The 20,562-nt window shown below is 55.4% G+C and carries 14 protein-coding genes, 3 rRNA genes and 1 riboswitch; of the genes, 13 read left to right on the plus strand and 4 right to left on the minus strand.

Annotated elements, in window-relative coordinates:
• Positions 1 to 34: 34 nt before the first annotated feature.
• Positions 35 to 146, minus strand: a riboswitch (TPP riboswitch).
• A 54-nt stretch (positions 147 to 200) separates the two neighbouring features.
• Positions 201 to 698, minus strand: a complete 498-nt coding sequence (locus L370_RS13995; protein ID WP_023334107.1) for an Rsd/AlgQ family anti-sigma factor — start codon at positions 696 to 698, stop codon at positions 201 to 203.
• 95 nt (positions 699 to 793) lie between these two features.
• On the opposite strand from L370_RS13995, the gene nudC reads away from it, so the two are divergent.
• From nudC to L370_RS13965, 6 genes are all read left to right on the plus strand, one after another.
• Positions 794 to 1,567 (plus strand): NAD(+) diphosphatase, encoded by a 774-nt coding sequence (gene nudC, locus L370_RS13990; protein WP_023334108.1) that lies wholly within the window; start codon positions 794 to 796, stop codon positions 1,565 to 1,567.
• Positions 1,568 to 1,605: 38 nt separating this feature from the next.
• Positions 1,606 to 2,670 (plus strand): uroporphyrinogen decarboxylase, encoded by a 1,065-nt coding sequence (hemE, locus tag L370_RS13985; RefSeq protein ID WP_023334109.1) that lies wholly within the window; start codon positions 1,606 to 1,608, stop codon positions 2,668 to 2,670.
• A gap of 9 nt (positions 2,671 to 2,679) precedes the next feature.
• A complete protein-coding gene (gene nfi, locus L370_RS13980; protein ID WP_023334110.1) occupies positions 2,680 to 3,351 on the plus strand; it encodes a deoxyribonuclease V in 672 nt (223 codons plus the stop codon).
• A 41-nt stretch (positions 3,352 to 3,392) separates the two neighbouring features.
• Positions 3,393 to 3,983, plus strand: coding sequence for a YjaG family protein (locus tag L370_RS13975; protein ID WP_023334111.1), 591 nt, complete (start codon positions 3,393 to 3,395; stop codon positions 3,981 to 3,983).
• A 186-nt stretch (positions 3,984 to 4,169) separates the two neighbouring features.
• Positions 4,170 to 4,442 carry a nucleoid-associated protein HU-alpha gene (gene hupA / locus L370_RS13970; RefSeq protein WP_002445246.1) on the plus strand — a complete coding sequence of 91 codons (273 nt, stop codon included), beginning with the start codon at positions 4,170 to 4,172 and terminating at the stop codon, positions 4,440 to 4,442.
• Positions 4,443 to 4,453: 11 nt separating this feature from the next.
• Positions 4,454 to 5,146: a DUF1481 domain-containing protein gene (locus L370_RS13965; protein ID WP_023334112.1), complete on the plus strand. Its 693-nt coding sequence runs from the start codon at positions 4,454 to 4,456 to the stop codon at positions 5,144 to 5,146.
• A 43-nt stretch (positions 5,147 to 5,189) separates the two neighbouring features.
• On the opposite strand, the gene purD is transcribed toward L370_RS13965, so the two are convergent.
• Both purD and purH read right to left on the minus strand, forming a co-directional pair.
• Positions 5,190 to 6,482: a phosphoribosylamine--glycine ligase gene (purD, locus tag L370_RS13960; protein WP_023334113.1), complete on the minus strand. Its 1,293-nt coding sequence runs from the start codon at positions 6,480 to 6,482 to the stop codon at positions 5,190 to 5,192.
• Between the two features lie 15 nt (positions 6,483 to 6,497).
• On the minus strand, positions 6,498 to 8,084 hold the full coding sequence (gene purH / locus L370_RS13955) for a bifunctional phosphoribosylaminoimidazolecarboxamide formyltransferase/IMP cyclohydrolase (RefSeq protein WP_023334114.1): 1,587 nt from the start codon (positions 8,082 to 8,084) through the stop codon (positions 6,498 to 6,500).
• Positions 8,085 to 8,644: 560 nt separating this feature from the next.
• On the opposite strand from purH, the gene L370_RS13950 reads away from it, so the two are divergent.
• The 7 genes from L370_RS13950 (at position 8,645) to aceK (ending at position 19,586) form a co-directional block, all read left to right on the plus strand.
• A 16S ribosomal RNA gene (locus tag L370_RS13950) occupies positions 8,645 to 10,184 on the plus strand.
• A gap of 208 nt (positions 10,185 to 10,392) precedes the next feature.
• A 23S ribosomal RNA gene (locus L370_RS13945) occupies positions 10,393 to 13,296 on the plus strand.
• A 73-nt stretch (positions 13,297 to 13,369) separates the two neighbouring features.
• Positions 13,370 to 13,485 (plus strand): 5S ribosomal RNA (rrf, locus tag L370_RS13940).
• The 16S, 23S and 5S rRNA genes sit together here, the layout of an rRNA operon.
• A 175-nt stretch (positions 13,486 to 13,660) precedes the next feature.
• The gene (gene metA, locus L370_RS13935) at positions 13,661 to 14,590 is read left to right on the plus strand and encodes a homoserine O-acetyltransferase MetA (protein WP_023334115.1); all 930 of its coding nucleotides are present in this window, start codon (positions 13,661 to 13,663) and stop codon (positions 14,588 to 14,590) included.
• A 270-nt stretch (positions 14,591 to 14,860) separates the two neighbouring features.
• Positions 14,861 to 16,462: a malate synthase A gene (aceB, locus tag L370_RS13930; RefSeq protein WP_023334116.1), complete on the plus strand. Its 1,602-nt coding sequence runs from the start codon at positions 14,861 to 14,863 to the stop codon at positions 16,460 to 16,462.
• Between the two features lie 31 nt (positions 16,463 to 16,493).
• Positions 16,494 to 17,798, plus strand: coding sequence for an isocitrate lyase (gene aceA / locus L370_RS13925; protein WP_023334117.1), 1,305 nt, complete (start codon positions 16,494 to 16,496; stop codon positions 17,796 to 17,798).
• A 51-nt stretch (positions 17,799 to 17,849) separates the two neighbouring features.
• Positions 17,850 to 19,586, plus strand: a complete 1,737-nt coding sequence (gene aceK / locus L370_RS13920) for a bifunctional isocitrate dehydrogenase kinase/phosphatase (RefSeq protein ID WP_023334118.1) — start codon at positions 17,850 to 17,852, stop codon at positions 19,584 to 19,586.
• 37 nt (positions 19,587 to 19,623) lie between these two features.
• Here aceK and iclR read toward each other — a convergent pair whose 3' ends face one another.
• Complete coding sequence (gene iclR, locus L370_RS13915; protein ID WP_023334119.1) at positions 19,624 to 20,451, minus strand: glyoxylate bypass operon transcriptional repressor IclR; 828 nt, start codon at positions 20,449 to 20,451, stop codon at positions 19,624 to 19,626.
• Positions 20,452 to 20,562: the final 111 nt, after the last annotated feature.

Raw genomic sequence — 20,562 nt, forward strand, 5'->3', positions numbered from 1 at the left:
GAAGCAAGAGAGGATCGCCCCTGGGCGATACAACAGCTGTTTGACTCTTGTTCCCTTCGCAGGTATTAGCCTGATCAGGTTCCGCGGATCCCGAATTAACGGTCTCAGCCCGCGCTTTCAGGCGCTGGGCACTCCGACAAGAAAAATCCCCCTCGTGAGAGGGGCGAATGGTTGTAAATTACTCGTTAACGATGAAGAACTCAAGCAGGGCGCGCGACGTTCTCTTCGTTACTGATGTTCAAATCATTGTCCAGTACGAGAGCGATCAGCTTATCTTCCAGCGTGAATCGCTCTTCCAGCGCCTCACCGAGGTCGGATAGCGCACGCTGAAACTCAAGATAGTTATCGTGATCGATGGCGTTCTCGAGCGCGGAATCATAGTAATCCATGATCTGCTGGGTGTTGGCTTCCAGCAGCGGATAGAGTTTGCTGGCCGCTAAATACGGTGTTGTCCCTTCCATTTCGCGGATAATGCGTTCATAAATATTGAAATGGCCGTCGGACAGATAGTCGACCAGGCCCTGACAAAAATCATCCAGCGCTTTTTCATTCAGTCGCATAAACGATTCTTTGCCAGGCTTAATACCGACCAGATTGTAATAAGCCACGAGTAGATGCTTGCGCACATGTAGCCAGCGATCCACCAGTTTGTTACTTCCTCTAACGCGCTCAGTCAGGCTTTCCAGCTGGTTTAACATGGTCGACTCCGCAAAATGTAGGATTGAATCTGCTTATCCAGAATGTAACCACAATGCTAACAACATGTCAGTGAAGCGAAGGTAGTGCAATAGATATGGATCGTATTATTGAAAAATCAGATCTTGGTTGGTGGATCGTCAGTCACGAACAAAAGTTATGGCTGCCTGCCGGAGAGTTGCCCTACGGTGCAGCGGAAATGTTCGATCTTGTAGGCCAGCGCGCGCTGAAGATTGGCGAGTGGCAGGGCGATCCTGTGTGGTTGATCCAACAGGCTCGCCGCCAGGATATGGGATCCGTTCGCCAGGTGCTGGATCTGGATGTCGGGCTGTTCCAGCTGGCGGGGCGCGGCGTGCAGCTGGCAGAGTTTTACCGCTCGCATAAATACTGCGGCTACTGCGGATACACCATGCATCCGAGCAAAACCGAGTGGGCGTTGCTCTGTAACCACTGTCGCGAACGCTATTACCCGCAGATCGCACCGTGCATCATTGTCGCTATCCGCCGGGAGGATTCCATCCTGCTGGCGCAGCATACCCGCCATCGCAACGGCGTTCACACCGTGCTGGCCGGCTTCGTCGAAGTGGGCGAAACGCTGGAGCAGGCGGTGGCGCGCGAGGTGATGGAGGAGAGCGGAATCAAAGTGAAGAACCTGCGCTACGTCACCTCCCAGCCGTGGCCGTTCCCGCAGTCGCTGATGACGGCATTTATGGCCGAATACGACAGCGGCGAGATTGTTATCGACCAGAAAGAGCTGTTGGACGCGAACTGGTATCGCTACGACGATTTACCGCTGTTACCTCCGCCGGGCACCGTGGCGCGTCGGCTGATAGAAGATACCGTGGCGATGTGTCGGGCCGAGTATGAGTAGTGTTACACTGGGGCCATGACGCTTAAGGAACTGCAAAAATGACCGAACTGAAGAACGATCGTTATCTGCGTGCGCTGCTGCGCCAGCCCGTTGATGTCACCCCGGTGTGGATGATGCGCCAGGCGGGACGCTATCTGCCAGAGTACAAAGCCACGCGCGCGCAGGCGGGCGATTTTATGTCGCTGTGCAAAAACGCCGAGCTGGCCTGCGAAGTGACGCTCCAGCCGCTGCGCCGCTTCCCGCTGGATGCTGCGATCCTCTTCTCGGATATTCTGACCATTCCGGATGCAATGGGCCTTGGCCTGTACTTCGAAACCGGTGAAGGTCCGCGTTTCACCTCCCCAATCAAAAGCAAAGCCGACGTGGATAAGCTGCCGATCCCCGATCCGGAAGGCGAGCTGGGCTACGTGATGAACGCCGTGCGCACCATTCGCCGCGAGCTGAAAGGTGAAGTGCCGCTGATTGGCTTCTCCGGCAGCCCGTGGACGCTGGCGACCTATATGGTGGAAGGGGGCAGCAGCAAAGCCTTCACCATGATTAAAAAGATGATGTACGCCGAGCCGCTGGCGCTGCATGCGCTGCTCGACAAGCTGGCGAAGAGCGTCACGCTTTATCTCAACGCGCAGATTAAAGCCGGTGCGCAGTCGGTGATGATTTTCGATACCTGGGGCGGCGTGCTGACCGGGCGCGACTATCAGCAGTTCTCCCTGTACTACATGCACAAAATCGTTGACGGCCTGCTGCGTGAAAACGAAGGCCGTCGCGTGCCCGTGACGCTGTTCACCAAAGGTGGCGGTCAATGGCTGGAAGCGATGGCGGCAACCGGCTGCGACGCGCTGGGCCTCGACTGGACCACCGATATTGCCGATGCCCGCCGCCGCGTGGGCGACAAAGTGGCGCTGCAGGGCAATATGGACCCGTCCATGCTCTATGCGCCGCCATCCCGCATTGAAGAAGAAGTGTCGACTATACTGTCTGGTTTCGGCCAGGGGGAAGGCCACGTCTTTAACCTCGGCCACGGTATCCATCAGGATGTGCCGCCAGAACACGCTGGCGTATTTGTGGAGGCGGTGCACCGGCTTTCTGCCCAGTATCATAAGTAAGGAGTGGTTATGGATCTCGCGTCGCTACGCGCTCAGCAAATCGAACTGGCCTCATCGGTGATCCGCGAGGATCGTCTGGATAAGGATCCTCCGCAGTACATTGGCGGAGCAGACGTCGGGTTCGAGCAGGGTGGAGAGGTGACGCGAGCGGCGATGGTGGTACTGAAATACCCGTCGCTTGAGCTGGTGGAGTACAAGGTCGCGCGTATCGCGACCACCATGCCGTACATTCCGAGCTTTCTCTCCTTCCGCGAATATCCCGCGCTGCTGGCAGCGTGGGAGCAACTCTCGCAAAAACCTGACCTGCTGTTTGTCGATGGGCACGGTATTTCACACCCGCGCCGTTTAGGCGTTGCCAGCCACTTTGGGCTGCTGGTGGATGTGCCGACCATTGGCGTCGCCAAGAAACGCCTGTGCGGTGCGTTTGAACCTCTTTCTGCCGAGCCGGGCGCGCTGGCGCCGCTTATCCATAAAGGCGAGCAGCTGGCGTGGGTCTGGCGCAGCAAGGCGCGCTGTAACCCGCTCTTTATCGCCACCGGGCACCGGGTGAGCATGGACAGCGCCCTGGCGTGGGTGCAGCGCTGCATGAAGGGCTACCGCTTGCCGGAGCCGACGCGCTGGGCAGACGCCGTGGCATCTTCGCGTCCGGCTTTTGTTCGTTGGCAGGAAATTCAGCGATGATTCAGGTAAACTGCGCCTAATTTTCGATTCGAGAGATCATCATGCTACAAAATCCGATTCACCTGCGCCTTGAGAAAGTTGAAAGCTGGCAGCACGTGACGTTTATGGCTTGCCTGTGCGAGCGCATGTATCCCAACTATGCCGCGTTCTGTAAGGAAACGGGCTTTGGTGATGGCCATATCTACCGCCGCATTCTGGATCTGATCTGGGAAACGCTGACGGTGAAAGACGCGAAGGTGAACTTCGACTCCCAGCTGGAAAAGCTGGAAGAGGCGATTCCGGTTGCGGATGATTTTGATCTGTACGGTGTCTACCCGGCAATTGATGCCTGCGTGGCGTTAAGCGAGCTGCTTCACTCCCGTCTGAGCGGTGAAACGCTGGAGCACGCTATTGAAGTCAGTAAGGCATCTATTACGACCGTCGCGATGCTGGAAATGACCCAGGAAGGACGGGAGATGACCGACGAAGAGCTGCGTGCGAACCCGGCGGTTGAGCAAGAATGGGACATTCAGTGGGAAATTTTCCGCCTGCTGGCAGAGTGTGAAGAACGCGATATTGAGCTGATAAAAGGGCTGCGCGCGGACTTACGAGAGGCTGCCGAGAGCAATATTGGTATAATTTTTAACCAATAAGACAAGAAAACTTGAGATAACGCCCGTTTTGTCGCTCCTCGACTCTTCCCTTTCGCCCCTTGTCTGGTCTACATTTGGGGGGCGAAAAAAAGTGGCTATCGGTGCGTGTATGCAGGAGAGTGCTTTTTTGGCATTTTCGTCGCACTCGATGCTTAGCAAGCGATAAACACATTGAAAGGATAACTTATGAACAAGACTCAACTGATTGATGTAATTGCGGACAAGGCTGATCTGTCTAAAGTGCAGGCTAAAGCTGCTCTGGAATCTACCCTGGCTGCTATTACTGAGTCTCTGAAAGAAGGCGATGCTGTACAACTGGTTGGTTTCGGTACCTTCAAAGTGAACCACCGCGCTGAGCGTACTGGCCGCAACCCGCAGACCGGTAAAGAAATCAAAATCGCCGCAGCTAACGTGCCGGCATTTGTTTCTGGTAAAGCACTGAAAGACGCTGTTAAGTAAGACGCGTGGCAGTGAACAGTTTTAGCGAAGGGGCGGTAACGCCCCTTTTGTCTTTCTGGCGTGGAACGCTCGCGCTGGCAGGCATGCTGTTGCTGTCAGCCTGTAGCCACGATACCTCCCTGCCGCCGTTTACCGCCAGCGGTTACGCGGACAACCAGGGGGCAGTCAGGATCTGGCGCAAGGATTCCGGCGGTGAAGTGCATCTGCTTTCTGCCTTCAGCCCGTGGCATAACGGCAATACGTCGACTGCGGAGTATCGCTGGCAGGGAGATGACCTGTCGCTGATTGAACTGAACGTCTACAGCAAGACCCCCGAACACGTGAAAGTGCGTTTTGACGACCATGGCGAGCTGAGCTTTATGCAGCGCGAAGTCAGCGGTCAAAAACAGCAGCTTTCCAGCGATCAAATCGCCCTCTACCGTTATCGTGCCGAACAAATCCGCCAGACCAGCGATGCGCTTCGTTTGGGCCGCGTTGTGCTGCGCCAGGGGCGCTGGCATAACGATGGAACGGTAACCACCTGCGAAGGGCAGACGGTCAAGCCTGAGCTTGAATCCTGGGCGACGGAACACATTCAACGCCGTCAGCGTCATTCATCAGTGGAGGTGAGTGTGGCGTGGCTGGAAGCGCCGGAAGGCTCTCAGCTGCTGCTGGTGGCGAACGAAGACTTCTGCACCTGGCAGCCGACGGAAAAGAGTTTTTGATTTAAGTACCCTCTCCCTTGAGGGAGAGGGTGAGGGTGTGGAATTACTCGCCCTGCTCGCGCGCAATTGCGCGATAACCGATATCCTGACGGCTAAAGCTGCCGTTCCAGTGAATATCCGCCATCAGCGCATAGGCGCGCTTCTGCGCTTCTGCCACGGTATGGCCCAGCGCGGTCGCACACAGCACGCGTCCGCCGTTGGTGAGGACGCGATCGTCTTCAGCCAGCTTCGTACCTGCATGGAACACCTTCGCACCCTCAATCTCTTCCAGCGGCAGACCGTGGATCTCGTCCCCGGTGTTGTAGTTGCCCGGATACCCACCCGCAGCAATCACTACACCTAAAGAGGCACGCTCGTCCCACTCGGAGGTTTTCTCGTCCAGCTTGCCCTCGCAGGCTGCCAGACACAGATCCACCAGATCGGATTTCATGCGCAGCATGATGGGCTGCGTTTCCGGATCGCCAAAGCGGCAGTTGAATTCGATGACCTTAGGGTTACCCTGCTTGTCGATCATCAGACCTGCGTAAAGGAAACCGGTGTAGGTGTTGCCTTCTGCCGCCATCCCTTTCACGGTAGGCCAGATGACGCGATCCATGGTGCGCTGGTGGACTTCGTCAGTCACTACCGGAGCGGGGGAGTAAGCGCCCATTCCGCCGGTATTCGGACCGGAATCACCATTGCCCACGCGCTTGTGGTCCTGGCTGGTGGCCATCGGCAGAACGTGTTCGCCGTCGACCATCACGATAAAGCTCGCTTCTTCACCGTCGAGGAACTCTTCGATCACGATGCGGTGGCCCGCATCGCCAAAGGCGTTGCCCGCCAGCATATCCTGAACCGCGGCTTCGGCTTCTTCGAGGGTCATCGCCACGATCACGCCTTTACCTGCTGCCAGACCGTCGGCCTTGATAACAATCGGCGCGCCTTTTTCACGCAGATAGGCCAGGGCTGGCTCTACTTCGGTGAAGTTCTGATATTCCGCCGTTGGGATGTTATGACGCGCGAGGAAATCTTTGGTGAAGGCTTTAGAGCCTTCCAGCTGCGCGGCACCTTGCGTTGGCCCGAAGATGGTCAGGCCCGCCGCTCGGAAGGCATCGACGACGCCAATCACCAGCGGCGCTTCCGGGCCGACGATGGTCAGGTCGATTTTCTCGCTCTGGGCAAAGCTCAGCAGCGCCGGGATATCGGTTACGCCAATAGCGACGTTCTGTAGCGTCGGCTCCAGGGCGGTACCGGCGTTGCCCGGTGCCACGAAGACCGTTTTCACCAGCGGAGACTGCGCCGCTTTCCACGCCAGAGCGTGCTCGCGTCCGCCGTTACCAATGACTAATACTTTCATTTTCAGCTCCGGGAATTAATGGCGGAAGTGGCGCATGTCGGTGAAGATCATCGCAATGCCGTGTTCGTCGGCGGCGGCAATCACTTCGTCGTCGCGGATTGAGCCGCCAGGCTGGATCACGCAGGTGATGCCCACTGCAGCAGCCGCGTCGATACCGTCACGGAACGGGAAGAAGGCGTCAGAAGCCATGGCTGAGCCTTTTACTTCCAGACCTTCATCGCCTGCTTTAATACCCGCGATTTTCGCGGAGTAGACGCGGCTCATCTGGCCTGCACCTATCCCGATGGTCATGTTTTCTTTGGCGTAGACGATGGCGTTGGATTTGACGAACTTCGCAACCTTCCAGCAGAACAGCGCGTCACGCAGCTCCTGTTCGCTCGGCTGACGTTTGGTCACCACGCGCAGGTCGGTTTCTGTCACCATGCCCAGATCGCGGTCCTGAACCAGCAGACCGCCGTTCACGCGCTTGAAGTCCAGGCCCGGCACGCGTTCTGCCCACTGGCCACAAACCAGCACGCGCACGTTCTGTTTTGCCGCAGTGATTTTCAGCGCCTCTGCGGATGCGGATGGCGCGATGATCACTTCAACGAACTGGCGGGAGATGATGGCCTGTGCGGTTTCAGCATCCAGCTCGCGGTTGAAGGCGATAATGCCGCCGAACGCGGAGGTCGGGTCGGTTTTGTAGGCGCGATCGTAGGCATCCAGAATAGAGGTGCTCACGGCAACGCCGCATGGGTTCGCGTGCTTGACGATAACGCAGGCCGGCTCGCTGAACTCTTTCACGCATTCCAGCGCGGCGTCGGTGTCGGCAATGTTGTTATAGGAGAGCGCTTTGCCCTGAACCTGCTGGGCGGTCGCAACAGAGGCTTCTTTTACTTCTTCTATATAGAAGGCTGCCTGCTGGTGGCTGTTCTCGCCGTAACGCATATCCTGCTTCTTAATGAAGTTCAGGTTCAGGGTGCGAGGGAAGCGGCCAGAAGGATCTTTGCTTTCACCGTGGTAAGCAGGCACCAGGCTACCGAAGTAGTTGGCGATCATGCTGTCGTACGCCGCGGTGTGCTCGAAGGCTTTGATGGCGAGGTCGAAACGCGTTTCCAGCGTCAGTGACCCTTCGTTGGCATCCATCTCATTAATAATGGTTTCGTAATCGCTGCTCTTTACGACGATGGCCACATCTTTATGGTTCTTGGCCGCGGAGCGCACCATGGTTGGGCCGCCGATGTCGATATTCTCTACGGCATCTTCCAGAGAGCAGCCTTCGCGGGCAACGGTCTGGGCAAACGGGTAGAGGTTAACAACCACCATGTCGATTGGCGCGATGTCATGCTGTTCCATAATGGCGTCGTCCTGACCGCGACGGCCAAGAATACCGCCGTGCACTTTCGGGTGCAGGGTTTTGACGCGTCCATCCATCATTTCCGGGAAACCGGTGTAATCGGACACTTCGGTTACCGGCAGACCTTTATCTGCTAACAGGCGAGCGGTACCGCCTGTAGAAAGCAGCTCCACACCGCGTGCGGAAAGTGCCTGAGCGAATTCGACGATACCGGCTTTATCAGAAACACTGAGCAGAGCGCGGCGGACTGGACGACGTTGTTGCATGGTAAATCCCCTGGATTTCACGATTACAGAGAGCGTTAGATGAATTTTCCTGCGAAAAACTCATCTAACACACCTGACGGGGCATCCTTGTTAAGCGCGAGCATTTTAACGAAAACGTTTGCGCAACGCTCGCACATTTTCACTTTTTCGTATCATTGTGGATAAGTCTGTGTGTAAAAAGGTATAAGGCGGGGTTTTGCTGTGGAATGCAGCAGTCAGTCATTTTTCTGTCATTTAGCGGTTGCGGCCTGCGGAGAACTCCCTATAATGCGCCTCCATCGACACGGCAGATGTGAATCACTTCACAAACAACCCGGTCGGTTGAAGAGAAAAAATCCTGAAATAACGGGTTGACTCTGAAAGAGGAAAGCGTAATATACGCCACCTCGCAACGGTGAGCGAAAGCCGCGTTGCACTGCTCTTTAACAATTTATCAGACAATCTGTGTGGGCACTCAAAGTGACATGGATTCTTAACGTCGCAAGACGAAAAATGAATACCAAGTCTCTGAGTGAACATACGTAATTCATTACGAAGTTTAATTCATGAGCATCAAACTTAAATTGAAGAGTTTGATCATGGCTCAGATTGAACGCTGGCGGCAGGCCTAACACATGCAAGTCGAGCGGTAGCACAGAGAGCTTGCTCTCGGGTGACGAGCGGCGGACGGGTGAGTAATGTCTGGGAAACTGCCTGATGGAGGGGGATAACTACTGGAAACGGTAGCTAATACCGCATAACGTCGCAAGACCAAAGAGGGGGACCTTCGGGCCTCTTGCCATCAGATGTGCCCAGATGGGATTAGCTAGTAGGTGGGGTAACGGCTCACCTAGGCGACGATCCCTAGCTGGTCTGAGAGGATGACCAGCCACACTGGAACTGAGACACGGTCCAGACTCCTACGGGAGGCAGCAGTGGGGAATATTGCACAATGGGCGCAAGCCTGATGCAGCCATGCCGCGTGTATGAAGAAGGCCTTCGGGTTGTAAAGTACTTTCAGCGGGGAGGAAGGTGCTGAGGTTAATAACCTCAGCAATTGACGTTACCCGCAGAAGAAGCACCGGCTAACTCCGTGCCAGCAGCCGCGGTAATACGGAGGGTGCAAGCGTTAATCGGAATTACTGGGCGTAAAGCGCACGCAGGCGGTCTGTCAAGTCGGATGTGAAATCCCCGGGCTCAACCTGGGAACTGCATTCGAAACTGGCAGGCTAGAGTCTTGTAGAGGGGGGTAGAATTCCAGGTGTAGCGGTGAAATGCGTAGAGATCTGGAGGAATACCGGTGGCGAAGGCGGCCCCCTGGACAAAGACTGACGCTCAGGTGCGAAAGCGTGGGGAGCAAACAGGATTAGATACCCTGGTAGTCCACGCCGTAAACGATGTCGACTTGGAGGTTGTGCCCTTGAGGCGTGGCTTCCGGAGCTAACGCGTTAAGTCGACCGCCTGGGGAGTACGGCCGCAAGGTTAAAACTCAAATGAATTGACGGGGGCCCGCACAAGCGGTGGAGCATGTGGTTTAATTCGATGCAACGCGAAGAACCTTACCTACTCTTGACATCCAGAGAACTTTCCAGAGATGGATTGGTGCCTTCGGGAACTCTGAGACAGGTGCTGCATGGCTGTCGTCAGCTCGTGTTGTGAAATGTTGGGTTAAGTCCCGCAACGAGCGCAACCCTTATCCTTTGTTGCCAGCGGTTCGGCCGGGAACTCAAAGGAGACTGCCAGTGATAAACTGGAGGAAGGTGGGGATGACGTCAAGTCATCATGGCCCTTACGAGTAGGGCTACACACGTGCTACAATGGCGCATACAAAGAGAAGCGACCTCGCGAGAGCAAGCGGACCTCATAAAGTGCGTCGTAGTCCGGATTGGAGTCTGCAACTCGACTCCATGAAGTCGGAATCGCTAGTAATCGTAGATCAGAATGCTACGGTGAATACGTTCCCGGGCCTTGTACACACCGCCCGTCACACCATGGGAGTGGGTTGCAAAAGAAGTAGGTAGCTTAACCTTCGGGAGGGCGCTTACCACTTTGTGATTCATGACTGGGGTGAAGTCGTAACAAGGTAACCGTAGGGGAACCTGCGGTTGGATCACCTCCTTACCTTAAAGAACCTGCCTTTGTAGTGCTCACACAGATTGTCTGATGAATGATGAACTTCTGAATGTACTTTTGAGTGCATTAAGAAGTTTTGCTCTTTAAAAATCTGGATCAAGCTGAAAATTGAAACGACACACAGTTAATGTGTGTTCGAGTCTCTCAAATTTTCGCAAGTCGATGATGAATCGAAAGAAACATCTTCGGGTTGTGAGGTTAAGCGACTAAGCGTACACGGTGGATGCCCTGGCAGTCAGAGGCGATGAAGGACGTGCTAATCTGCGAAAAGCGCCGGCGAGGTGATATGGACCTTTGACCCGGCGATGTCCGAATGGGGAAACCCAGTGCAATTCGTTGCACTATCGTTAACTGAATACATAGGTTAACGAGGCGAACCGGGGGAACTGAAACATCTAAGTACCCCGAGGAAAAGAAATCAACCGAGATTCCCCCAGTAGCGGCGAGCGAACGGGGAGCAGCCCAGAGTCTGAATCAGCTTGTGTGTTAGTGGAAGCGTCTGGAAAGTCGCACGGTACAGGGTGACAGTCCCGTACACGAAAGCACACAGGCTGTGAACTCGAAGAGTAGGGCGGGACACGTGGTATCCTGTCTGAATATGGGGGGACCATCCTCCAAGGCTAAATACTCCTGACTGACCGATAGTGAACCAGTACCGTGAGGGAAAGGCGAAAAGAACCCCGGCGAGGGGAGTGAAAAAGAACCTGAAACCGTGTACGTACAAGCAGTGGGAGCACCTTCGTGGTGTGACTGCGTACCTTTTGTATAATGGGTCAGCGACTTATATTCTGTAGCAAGGTTAACCGTATAGGGGAGCCGAAGGGAAACCGAGTCTTAACTGGGCGTTAAGTTGCAGGGTATAGACCCGAAACCCGGTGATCTAGCCATGGGCAGGTTGAAGGTTGGGTAACACTAACTGGAGGACCGAACCGACTAATGTTGAAAAATTAGCGGATGACTTGTGGCTGGGGGTGAAAGGCCAATCAAACCGGGAGATAGCTGGTTCTCCCCGAAAGCTATTTAGGTAGCGCCTCGTGAACTCATCTTCGGGGGTAGAGCACTGTTTCGGCTAGGGGGCCATCCCGGCTTACCAACCCGATGCAAACTACGAATACCGAAGAATGTTATCACGGGAGACACACGGCGGGTGCTAACGTCCGTCGTGAAGAGGGAAACAACCCAGACCGCCAGCTAAGGTCCCAAAGTCATGGTTAAGTGGGAAACGATGTGGGAAGGCACAGACAGCCAGGATGTTGGCTTAGAAGCAGCCATCATTTAAAGAAAGCGTAATAGCTCACTGGTCGAGTCGGCCTGCGCGGAAGATGTAACGGGGCTAAACCATGCACCGAAGCTGCGGCAGCGACACTATGTGTTGTTGGGTAGGGGAGCGTTCTGTAAGCCGTTGAAGGTGTGCTGTGAGGCATGCTGGAGGTATCAGAAGTGCGAATGCTGACATAAGTAACGATAAAGCGGGTGAAAAGCCCGCTCGCCGGAAGACCAAGGGTTCCTGTCCAACGTTAATCGGGGCAGGGTGAGTCGACCCCTAAGGCGAGGCCGAAAGGCGTAGTCGATGGGAAACAGGTTAATATTCCTGTACTTGGTGTTACTGCGAAGGGGGGACGGAGAAGGCTATGTTAGCCGGGCGACGGTTGTCCCGGTTTAAGCATGTAGGCGGAGGTTCCAGGTAAATCCGGTACCTTTTAACGCTGAGGTGTGATGACGAGGCACTACGGTGCTGAAGTAACAAATGCCCTGCTTCCAGGAAAAGCCTCTAAGCATCAGGTAACACGAAATCGTACCCCAAACCGACACAGGTGGTCAGGTAGAGAATACCAAGGCGCTTGAGAGAACTCGGGTGAAGGAACTAGGCAAAATGGTGCCGTAACTTCGGGAGAAGGCACGCTGATATGTAGGTGAAGCCCCTGCGGGTGGAGCTGAAATCAGTCGAAGATACCAGCTGGCTGCAACTGTTTATTAAAAACACAGCACTGTGCAAACACGAAAGTGGACGTATACGGTGTGACGCCTGCCCGGTGCCGGAAGGTTAATTGATGGGGTTAGCGGCAACGCGAAGCTCTTGATCGAAGCCCCGGTAAACGGCGGCCGTAACTATAACGGTCCTAAGGTAGCGAAATTCCTTGTCGGGTAAGTTCCGACCTGCACGAATGGCGTAATGATGGCCAGGCTGTCTCCACCCGAGACTCAGTGAAATTGAACTCGCTGTGAAGATGCAGTGTACCCGCGGCAAGACGGAAAGACCCCGTGAACCTTTACTATAGCTTGACACTGAACACTGGTCCTTGATGTGTAGGATAGGTGGGAGGCTTTGAAGCGTGGACGCCAGTCTGCGTGGAGCCGCCCTTGAAATACCACCCTTTAATGGCTGGTGTTCTAACGTAGACCCGTAATCCGGGTTGCGGACAGTGTCTGGTGGGTAGTTTGACTGGGGCGGTCTCCTCCCAAAGAGTAACGGAGGAGCACGAAGGTTAGCTAATCCTGGTCGGACATCAGGAGGTTAGTGCAATGGCATAAGCTAGCTTGACTGCGAGAGTGACGGCTCGAGCAGGTGCGAAAGCAGGTCATAGTGATCCGGTGGTTCTGAATGGAAGGGCCATCGCTCAACGGATAAAAGGTACTCCGGGGATAACAGGCTGATACCGCCCAAGAGTTCATATCGACGGCGGTGTTTGGCACCTCGATGTCGGCTCATCACATCCTGGGGCTGAAGTAGGTCCCAAGGGTATGGCTGTTCGCCATTTAAAGTGGTACGCGAGCTGGGTTTAGAACGTCGTGAGACAGTTCGGTCCCTATCTGCCGTGGGCGCTGGAGAATTGAGGGGGGCTGCTCCTAGTACGAGAGGACCGGAGTGGACGCATCACTGGTGTTCGGGTTGTCATGCCAATGGCACTGCCCGGTAGCTAAATGCGGAAAAGATAAGTGCTGAAAGCATCTAAGCACGAAACTTGCCCCGAGATGAGTTCTCCCTGACCCTTTAAGGGTCCTGAAGGAACGTTGAAGACTACGACGTTGATAGGTCGGGTGTGTAAGCGCAGCGATGCGTTGAGCTAACCGATACTAATGAACCGTGAGGCTTAACCTTACAACGCCGAAGCTGTTTCGGCGGAGAGACAGACACGATATTTTCAGCTTTGATACAGATTTAACAGAATTTGCCTGGCGGCTTTAGCGCGGTGGTCCCACCTGACCCCATGCCGAACTCAGAAGTGAAACGCCGTAGCGCCGATGGTAGTGTGGGGTCTCCCCATGTGAGAGTAGGGAACTGCCAGGCATCAAATAGAAGAACCCCGTACCGTAAGGTGCGGGGTTTTTTGCTTTTGTTTTTCACCCTCTCCTTGAAACTTTCTCACCTTCCGCTTGCAGGCTCGACATTCATACCGTTTCTGGGTATCGTTAGCTATCTGGATGTCTAAACGTTTATACGTATGCTGTGAGGATATAAAGTTATGCCGATTCGGGTGCAGGACGAGCTACCAGCCGTCAATTTCTTACGTGAAGAAAACGTCTTCGTTATGACGGCTTCGCGTGCTACAGGTCAGGAAATCCGCCCGCTGAAGGTACTCATTCTAAATTTGATGCCGAAAAAGATCGAAACAGAGAACCAGTTCCTGCGTTTGCTTTCTAACTCCCCGCTGCAGGTCGATATTCAGCTGCTGCGAATCGATGCCCGTGAGTCACGCAACACGCCTTCTGAGCATCTGAACAACTTCTACTGTAACTTCGATGACATTCAGGGTGAAAACTTCGACGGACTGATTGTGACCGGCGCGCCGCTTGGCCTGGTTGAATTTAATGATGTCGCCTACTGGCCGCAGATCAAACAGGTTCTGGAGTGGGCAAAAGATCACGTTACGTCCACGTTGTTTGTCTGTTGGGCGGTACAGGCCGCCCTGAATATTCTTTATGGCATCCCCAAGCAAACCCGCACTGAAAAGCTCTCCGGCGTATACGAACACCACATTCTTCATCCACATGCGTTGCTGACACGTGGTTTCGATGACTCTTTCCTGGCCCCGCATTCGCGCTATGCCGATTTCCCGGCCCAGCTGATTCGTGATTACACCGATCTGGAGATCCTGGCCGAAACCGAGGATGGCGATGCCTACCTGTTTGCCAGCAAAGATAAGCGCATTGCCTTTGTAACCGGACATCCTGAATACGATCCACATACCCTCGCGTCAGAGTACTTCCGTGATGTCGAAGCGGGTCTTAATCCGGATGTGCCGTACAACTATTTCCCGAAAAACGATCCACAAAACAAACCAAGAGCGACCTGGCGCAGCCACGGGAATTTGCTTTTTACCAACTGGCTCAACTATTACGTCTACCAGATAACGCCATACGATCTGCGTCACATGAATCCGACGCTGGAGTAATCTTCTGCATTAAACGATCCTAAAGCGTTTCAGCTATTCAGATCAGGCACCTTCGGGTGCCTTTTTTATTTCCGAAATACCACTCATCATTCAACATAACTTTAATTACATAAAAATCAATAAGTTGATTTCATTTAATAATTAAAATGGAAATTGTTTTTGATTTTAGAAAAAATATAGATAGTCTTAATTCTGCTGAGCGAAAACTACCCAACGATCTTTCGTTCGCATCGGGGGCGTGATTTTGGATCTTTGATGAGGAGCAGAGTAATGACTCAACAGGCAACGACGGTCGATGAACTGGCCTTTACCCAGCCGTATGGCGAGCAAGAACAGCAGGTTTTGACGCCAGAAGCGGTAGAATTTCTGACTGAGCTGGTGACCCGCTTTACGCCACAGCGTAATAAGCTGCTGGCGGCACGCATTCATCAGCAGCAGGAAATTGACGATGGCAAGTTGCCTGGTTTCATTTCGGAAACCGCTTCCATTCGCCGTGGTGAGTGGAAAATCCGCGGCATTCCTGAAGATTTACAGGATCGTCGCGTTGAGATCACCGGTCCGGTAGAGCGTAAAATGGTGATCAACGCCATGAACGCGAATGTTAAAGTCTTTATGGCCGATTTCGAAGACTCGCTGGCGCCGGACTGGCGTAAGGTCATCGAGGGGCAGATCAACCTGCGCGACGCCGTGAACGGCACCATCAGCTACACCAACGAAGCCGGTAAAATTTACCAGCTCAAGCCGAATCCGGCAGTGCTGATCTGTCGCGTACGCGGCCTGCACCTGCCTGAAAAACATGTCACCTGGCGTGGGGAAGCCATTCCGGGCAGCCTGTTTGATTTCGCACTCTATTTCTTCCACAACTACAAGAACCTGCTGGCAAAAGGCAGCGGTCCCTATTTCTATCTGCCAAAAACGCAGGCCTGGCAGGAAGCGGCCTGGTGGAGCGAGGTGTTCAGCTACGCGGAAGATCGTTTCAACCTGCCGCGCGGCACCATCAAGGCCACGCTGCTGATTGAAACGCTGCCAGCCGTGTTCCAGATGAATGAAATTCTGCATGCCCTGCGCGACCACATTGTCGGCCTGAACTGCGGGCGCTGGGACTATATTTTCAGCTACATCAAAACCCTGAAAAACTATCCCGATCGCGTGCTGCCGGATCGCCAGGTTGTGACCATGGATAAACCGTTCCTGAGCGCCTATTCGCGCCTGCTGATCAAAACCTGCCACAAGCGCGGTGCCTTTGCGATGGGCGGCATGGCGGCTTTTATCCCGAGCAAAGACGCAGAGCGCAACAATCAGGTGCTCAACAAGGTGAAAGCCGACAAAGAGCTTGAAGCCCGTAACGGTCACGACGGCACGTGGATTGCCCATCCCGGCCTGGCCGATACGGCGATGGAGGTCTTCAACCGCGTACTCGGTGAAAATAAAAACCAGCTGTTTGTCACACGTGAAGAAGATGCCCCAACGGCAGAAGAACAGCTGCTGGCACCGTGTGCGGGCGAGCGTACGGAAGAGGGGATGCGCGCCAATATCCGCGTCGCGGTCCAGTACATCGAAGCGTGGATCTCCGGCAACGGCTGCGTGCCGATCTACGGCCTGATGGAAGATGCCGCGACGGCGGAGATCTCGCGCACCTCCATCTGGCAGTGGATCCACCATCAAAAAACGCTCAGCAACGGCAAGCCGGTGACCAAATCCCTGTTCCGCCAGATGCTGGCCGAAGAGATGCGCGTGATCCAGGACGAGCTGAGCGAACACCGCTTCAGCAGCGGACGTTTTGACGACGCCGCGCGCCTGATGGAGCAAATCACCACATCAGATGACTTAATCGACTTCCTGACCCTGCCGGGCTACCGCTTCCTGGCGTAACTCACCACATAACAATATGGAGCATCTGCACATGAAAACCCGTACCCAACAAATCGAAGAGTTGAAGAAAGAGTGGACACAACCTCGCTGGGAAGGCATCCGCCGTCCTTACAGCGCGGAGGAAGTGGTGAAATTACGCGGCTCGGTCAACCCGGAATGCACGCTGGCCCAGAACGGTGCGGCGAAAATGTGGAAGCTGCTGCACGGGGGCTCTAAAAAAGGCTACATCAACAGCCTCGGCGCGTTGACCGGCGGTCAGGCACTGCAGCAGGCGAAGGCCGGTATTGAGGCGATTTATCTCTCCGGCTGGCAGGTCGCAGCGGACGCCAACCTTGCCTCCAGCATGTACCCGGATCAGTCACTCTATCCGGCTAACTCCGTGCCGTCGGTGGTGGATCGGATCAACAACACCTTCCGCCGTGCGGATCAGATCCAGTGGGCTGCCGGTATCGAACCCAACGATCCGCGCTTCATTGACTACTTCCTGCCGATCGTCGCGGATGCGGAAGCGGGCTTCGGCGGCGTGCTGAACGCCTTCGAGCTGATGAAATCGATGATTGAGGCCGGTGCAGCGGCCGTTCACTTCGAAGACCAGCTGGCGTCCGTGAAGAAATGCGGACACATGGGCGGCAAAGTTCTCGTCCCAACCCAGGAAGCCGTGCAGAAGCTGGTTGCGGCGCGTCTGGCTGCTGACGTGCTCGGCGTGCCGACGCTGGTGATTGCCCGTACCGATGCGGACGCGGCGGATCTGATCACCTCTGACTGCGACCCGTACGACAGCGAGTTCATCACCGGTGAGCGTACCAGCGAAGGTTTCTACCGTACCCATGCCGGGATTGAACAGGCGATCAGCCGCGGCCTGGCGTACGCGCCTTACGCAGACCTGGTCTGGTGTGAAACCTCCACGCCGGATCTGGCGCTGGCAAAACGCTTTGCTGATGCCATCCACGCGAAATACCCGGGCAAGCTGCTGGCCTACAACTGCTCGCCGTCCTTCAACTGGCAGAAAAAGCTGGATGACAAAACCATCGCCAGCTTCCAGCAGCAGCTGTCCGACATGGGCTACAAATACCAGTTCATTACCCTGGCAGGCATCCACAGCATGTGGTTCAACATGTTCGACCTGGCGCACGCCTACGCGCAGGGTGAGGGCATGAAGCACTATGTTGAGAAGGTGCAGCAGCCGGAGTTTGCGGCGGGTAAAGACGGTTATACCTTCGTCTCTCACCAGCAGGAGGTGGGAACAGGCTACTTCGATAACGTGACGACCATCATTCAGGGCGGCACCTCCTCCGTCACCGCCTTAACGGGCTCAACCGAAGAAGCACAGTTCTAATCTTTTCCCCCTCTCCCTCCTCGGGGAGAGGGTTGGGGTGAGGGGGAATATATGTCGCGTGGTCTGGAATTACTGATTGCCCAAACTATTTTGCAGGGCTTTGATGCCCAGTATGGTCGTTTTCTTGAAGTGACATCCGGCGCGCAGCAGCGCTTCGAACATGCAGACTGGCATGCGGTTCAGCAGGCCATGAAGCAGCGCATCCATCTCTACGATCACCACGTGGGTCTGGTGGTGGAGCAGCTGCGCTGTATTACCGATGGCAAAAGCCCGGACGCGGATTTTTTACTGCGCGTGAAGGAGCATTACACCCACCTGTTACCCGACTACCCGCGCTTCGAGATTGCGGAGAGCTTTTTTAACTCCGTCTATTGCCGGTTATTTGACCACCGCTCACTCTCTCCTGAGCGGTTATTTATCTTCAGCTCCCAGCCCGAGCGACGCTTTCGAACCATTCCCCGTCCGCTGGCGAAAGATTTCTTTCCCGATCGCGGATGGGAAAAGCTCCTGCACCGCGTGCTAACGGATCTGCCGCTGCGCCTGCCCTGGGAGAATAAAACCCGGGATATCGGTTATATCCACGCGCATCTCAACGAAACCTTCGGCGCGGAGGTGCTCAGCCATAGCCATTTGCAGGTGGCCAATGAGCTTTTCTACCGCAATAAAGCCGCCTGGCTGGTCGGCAAACTGGTTACGCCGACCGCCATTGTGCCGTTTCTGCTGCCCATTCACCGTACCGACGACGGGGAACTGTTTGTCGATACCTGCCTGACTACCAGCGCCGAGGCCAGCATCGTGTTTGGCTTCGCCCGCTCTTATTTCATGGTGTACGCCCCGCTGCCTGCCGCGCTGGTGGAGTGGCTGCGGGAGATCCTGCCGGGCAAAACCACCGCCGAGCTGTATATGGCGATTGGCTGCCAGAAGCACGCCAAGACGGAAAGCTACCGGGAGTACCTGCGCTATGTCACCACGGCGGATGAGCAGTTTATCGAAGCGCCCGGCATCCGCGGTATGGTGATGCTGGTGTTTACGCTGCCGGGCTTTGACCGGGTCTTTAAGGTGATTAAAGACAGATTCGCGCCGCAGAAAGAGATGACCGCAGCCCATGTTCGCGCCTGCTACCAGCTGGTTAAAGAACACGATCGCGTCGGGCGCATGGCGGATACTCAGGAATTCGAAAACTTTGTGCTGGATAAACAGCAGATCGACCCGGCGCTCATGGCGCTTTTGATGCAGGAAGCGCCCGCGAAAATCACCGATCTTGGCGACAAAATTGCCATTAGCCATCTCTACATTGAGCGCCGCATGGTGCCGCTGAATATCTGGCTTGAGCAGTCCGAAGGTCAGGCGCTGCGGGATGCCATTGAAGAATACGGCAACGCGATTCGCCAGCTTGCCGCCGCCAATATTTTCCCGGGCGACATGCTGTTTAAAAACTTCGGCGTCACCCGTCACGGGCGGGTGGTGTTCTACGATTACGATGAAATTTGCTACATGACCGAAGTGAACTTCCGCGATATACCACAGCCCCGCTACCCGGAAGATGAGCTTTCCGGGGAGCCGTGGTACAGCGTCTCGCCGGGCGATGTGTTTCCGGAGGAGTTTCGCCACTGGCTATGTGCCGACCCGCGCATCGGGCCGCTATTCGAAGAGATGCATGAGGATCTGTTCCGCGCCAGCTACTGGCGCGGACTGCAAGCGCGGATCAAAAATGGGCATGTCGAAGATGTGTACGCTTACCGCCGCAAGCAGAGGTTTTGCATTAGGTTTTCAGAGGGCATCATGTAGGCCGGGTAAGGCGAAGCCGCCACCCGGCAAAGCGATCTTAACGAATCCCACCGTACGCCAGCGTCACCTCTTTCGCCGCCTTAATCACCAGCGCCCCCAGCTCGGTCACGCGGTCATCGGTCATGCGCGAAATCGGCCCGGAGATGGAGATGGCGGCAAACGGCTCGCGGTGCTCGTCAAAAATACAGGACGCCAGGCAGCGCAGGCCCAGGGCATGTTCTTCGTCATCAAACGAATAGCCGCGCTTGCGGGTCAGGGCCAGATCTTCTTTCAGATGCACGGGCGATACCAGCGTGGCGTGGGTATAGGCGTGCAAACCTTTACGGTGCAGCAGCCCCGTCACCTGCTCCTCGCTCAGCTGTGAGAGAAACGCTTTCCCCGCCCCGGAGGCGTGCATCGGCAGCTTGCCACCAATCGGTGCGGACATGCGCATCAGCTGCGTGCACTGCACCTGGTCGATGATAATCGCCTGATGGTCGCTCTGGTCCAGCACAGCCAGGTTTACGGTCTCGCCGGAATCTTCCATGAGCTTGCGCAGAATCGGGTGCACAATCGCCAGCAGGTTGCGGCTCTGCAGGAAGCTGCTGCCAACGATAAACGCATGCGCGCCCACCGCCCAGTGCCCCAGCTCGCCGACCTGGCGGACAAAGCCCAGCTGCTGCATGGTGCTCAGCAGGCGGTGCGTCGTGGAGTTCGGCAGCCCAGCCTGCTGGGCCAGCTCGGTCAGGGCCACGCTGCCGTGCGACTCGGCTATCCACTCCAGCAGCTTCAGACCGCGCGTGAGCGATTGAACCTGTCCGCCCTGTTGTGCGGTGGTGGTGGCAGCAGGCTTTCTGCCGCGTTTGGCGGGAACGGTCGCGACCATGACGATCTCCTTTTTCTGTATCGTGGAAATCATTTTCGTTTTATTTGGTGAATTTGCAACCGCTTTCATGACTGATCGGATGAGTGATAGTGAACATGTCTCATGTTACCG

The sequence above is a fragment of the Enterobacter sp. MGH 24 genome, assembly GCF_000493015.1.
Taxonomy (GTDB): Bacteria; Pseudomonadota; Gammaproteobacteria; order Enterobacterales; family Enterobacteriaceae; genus Enterobacter.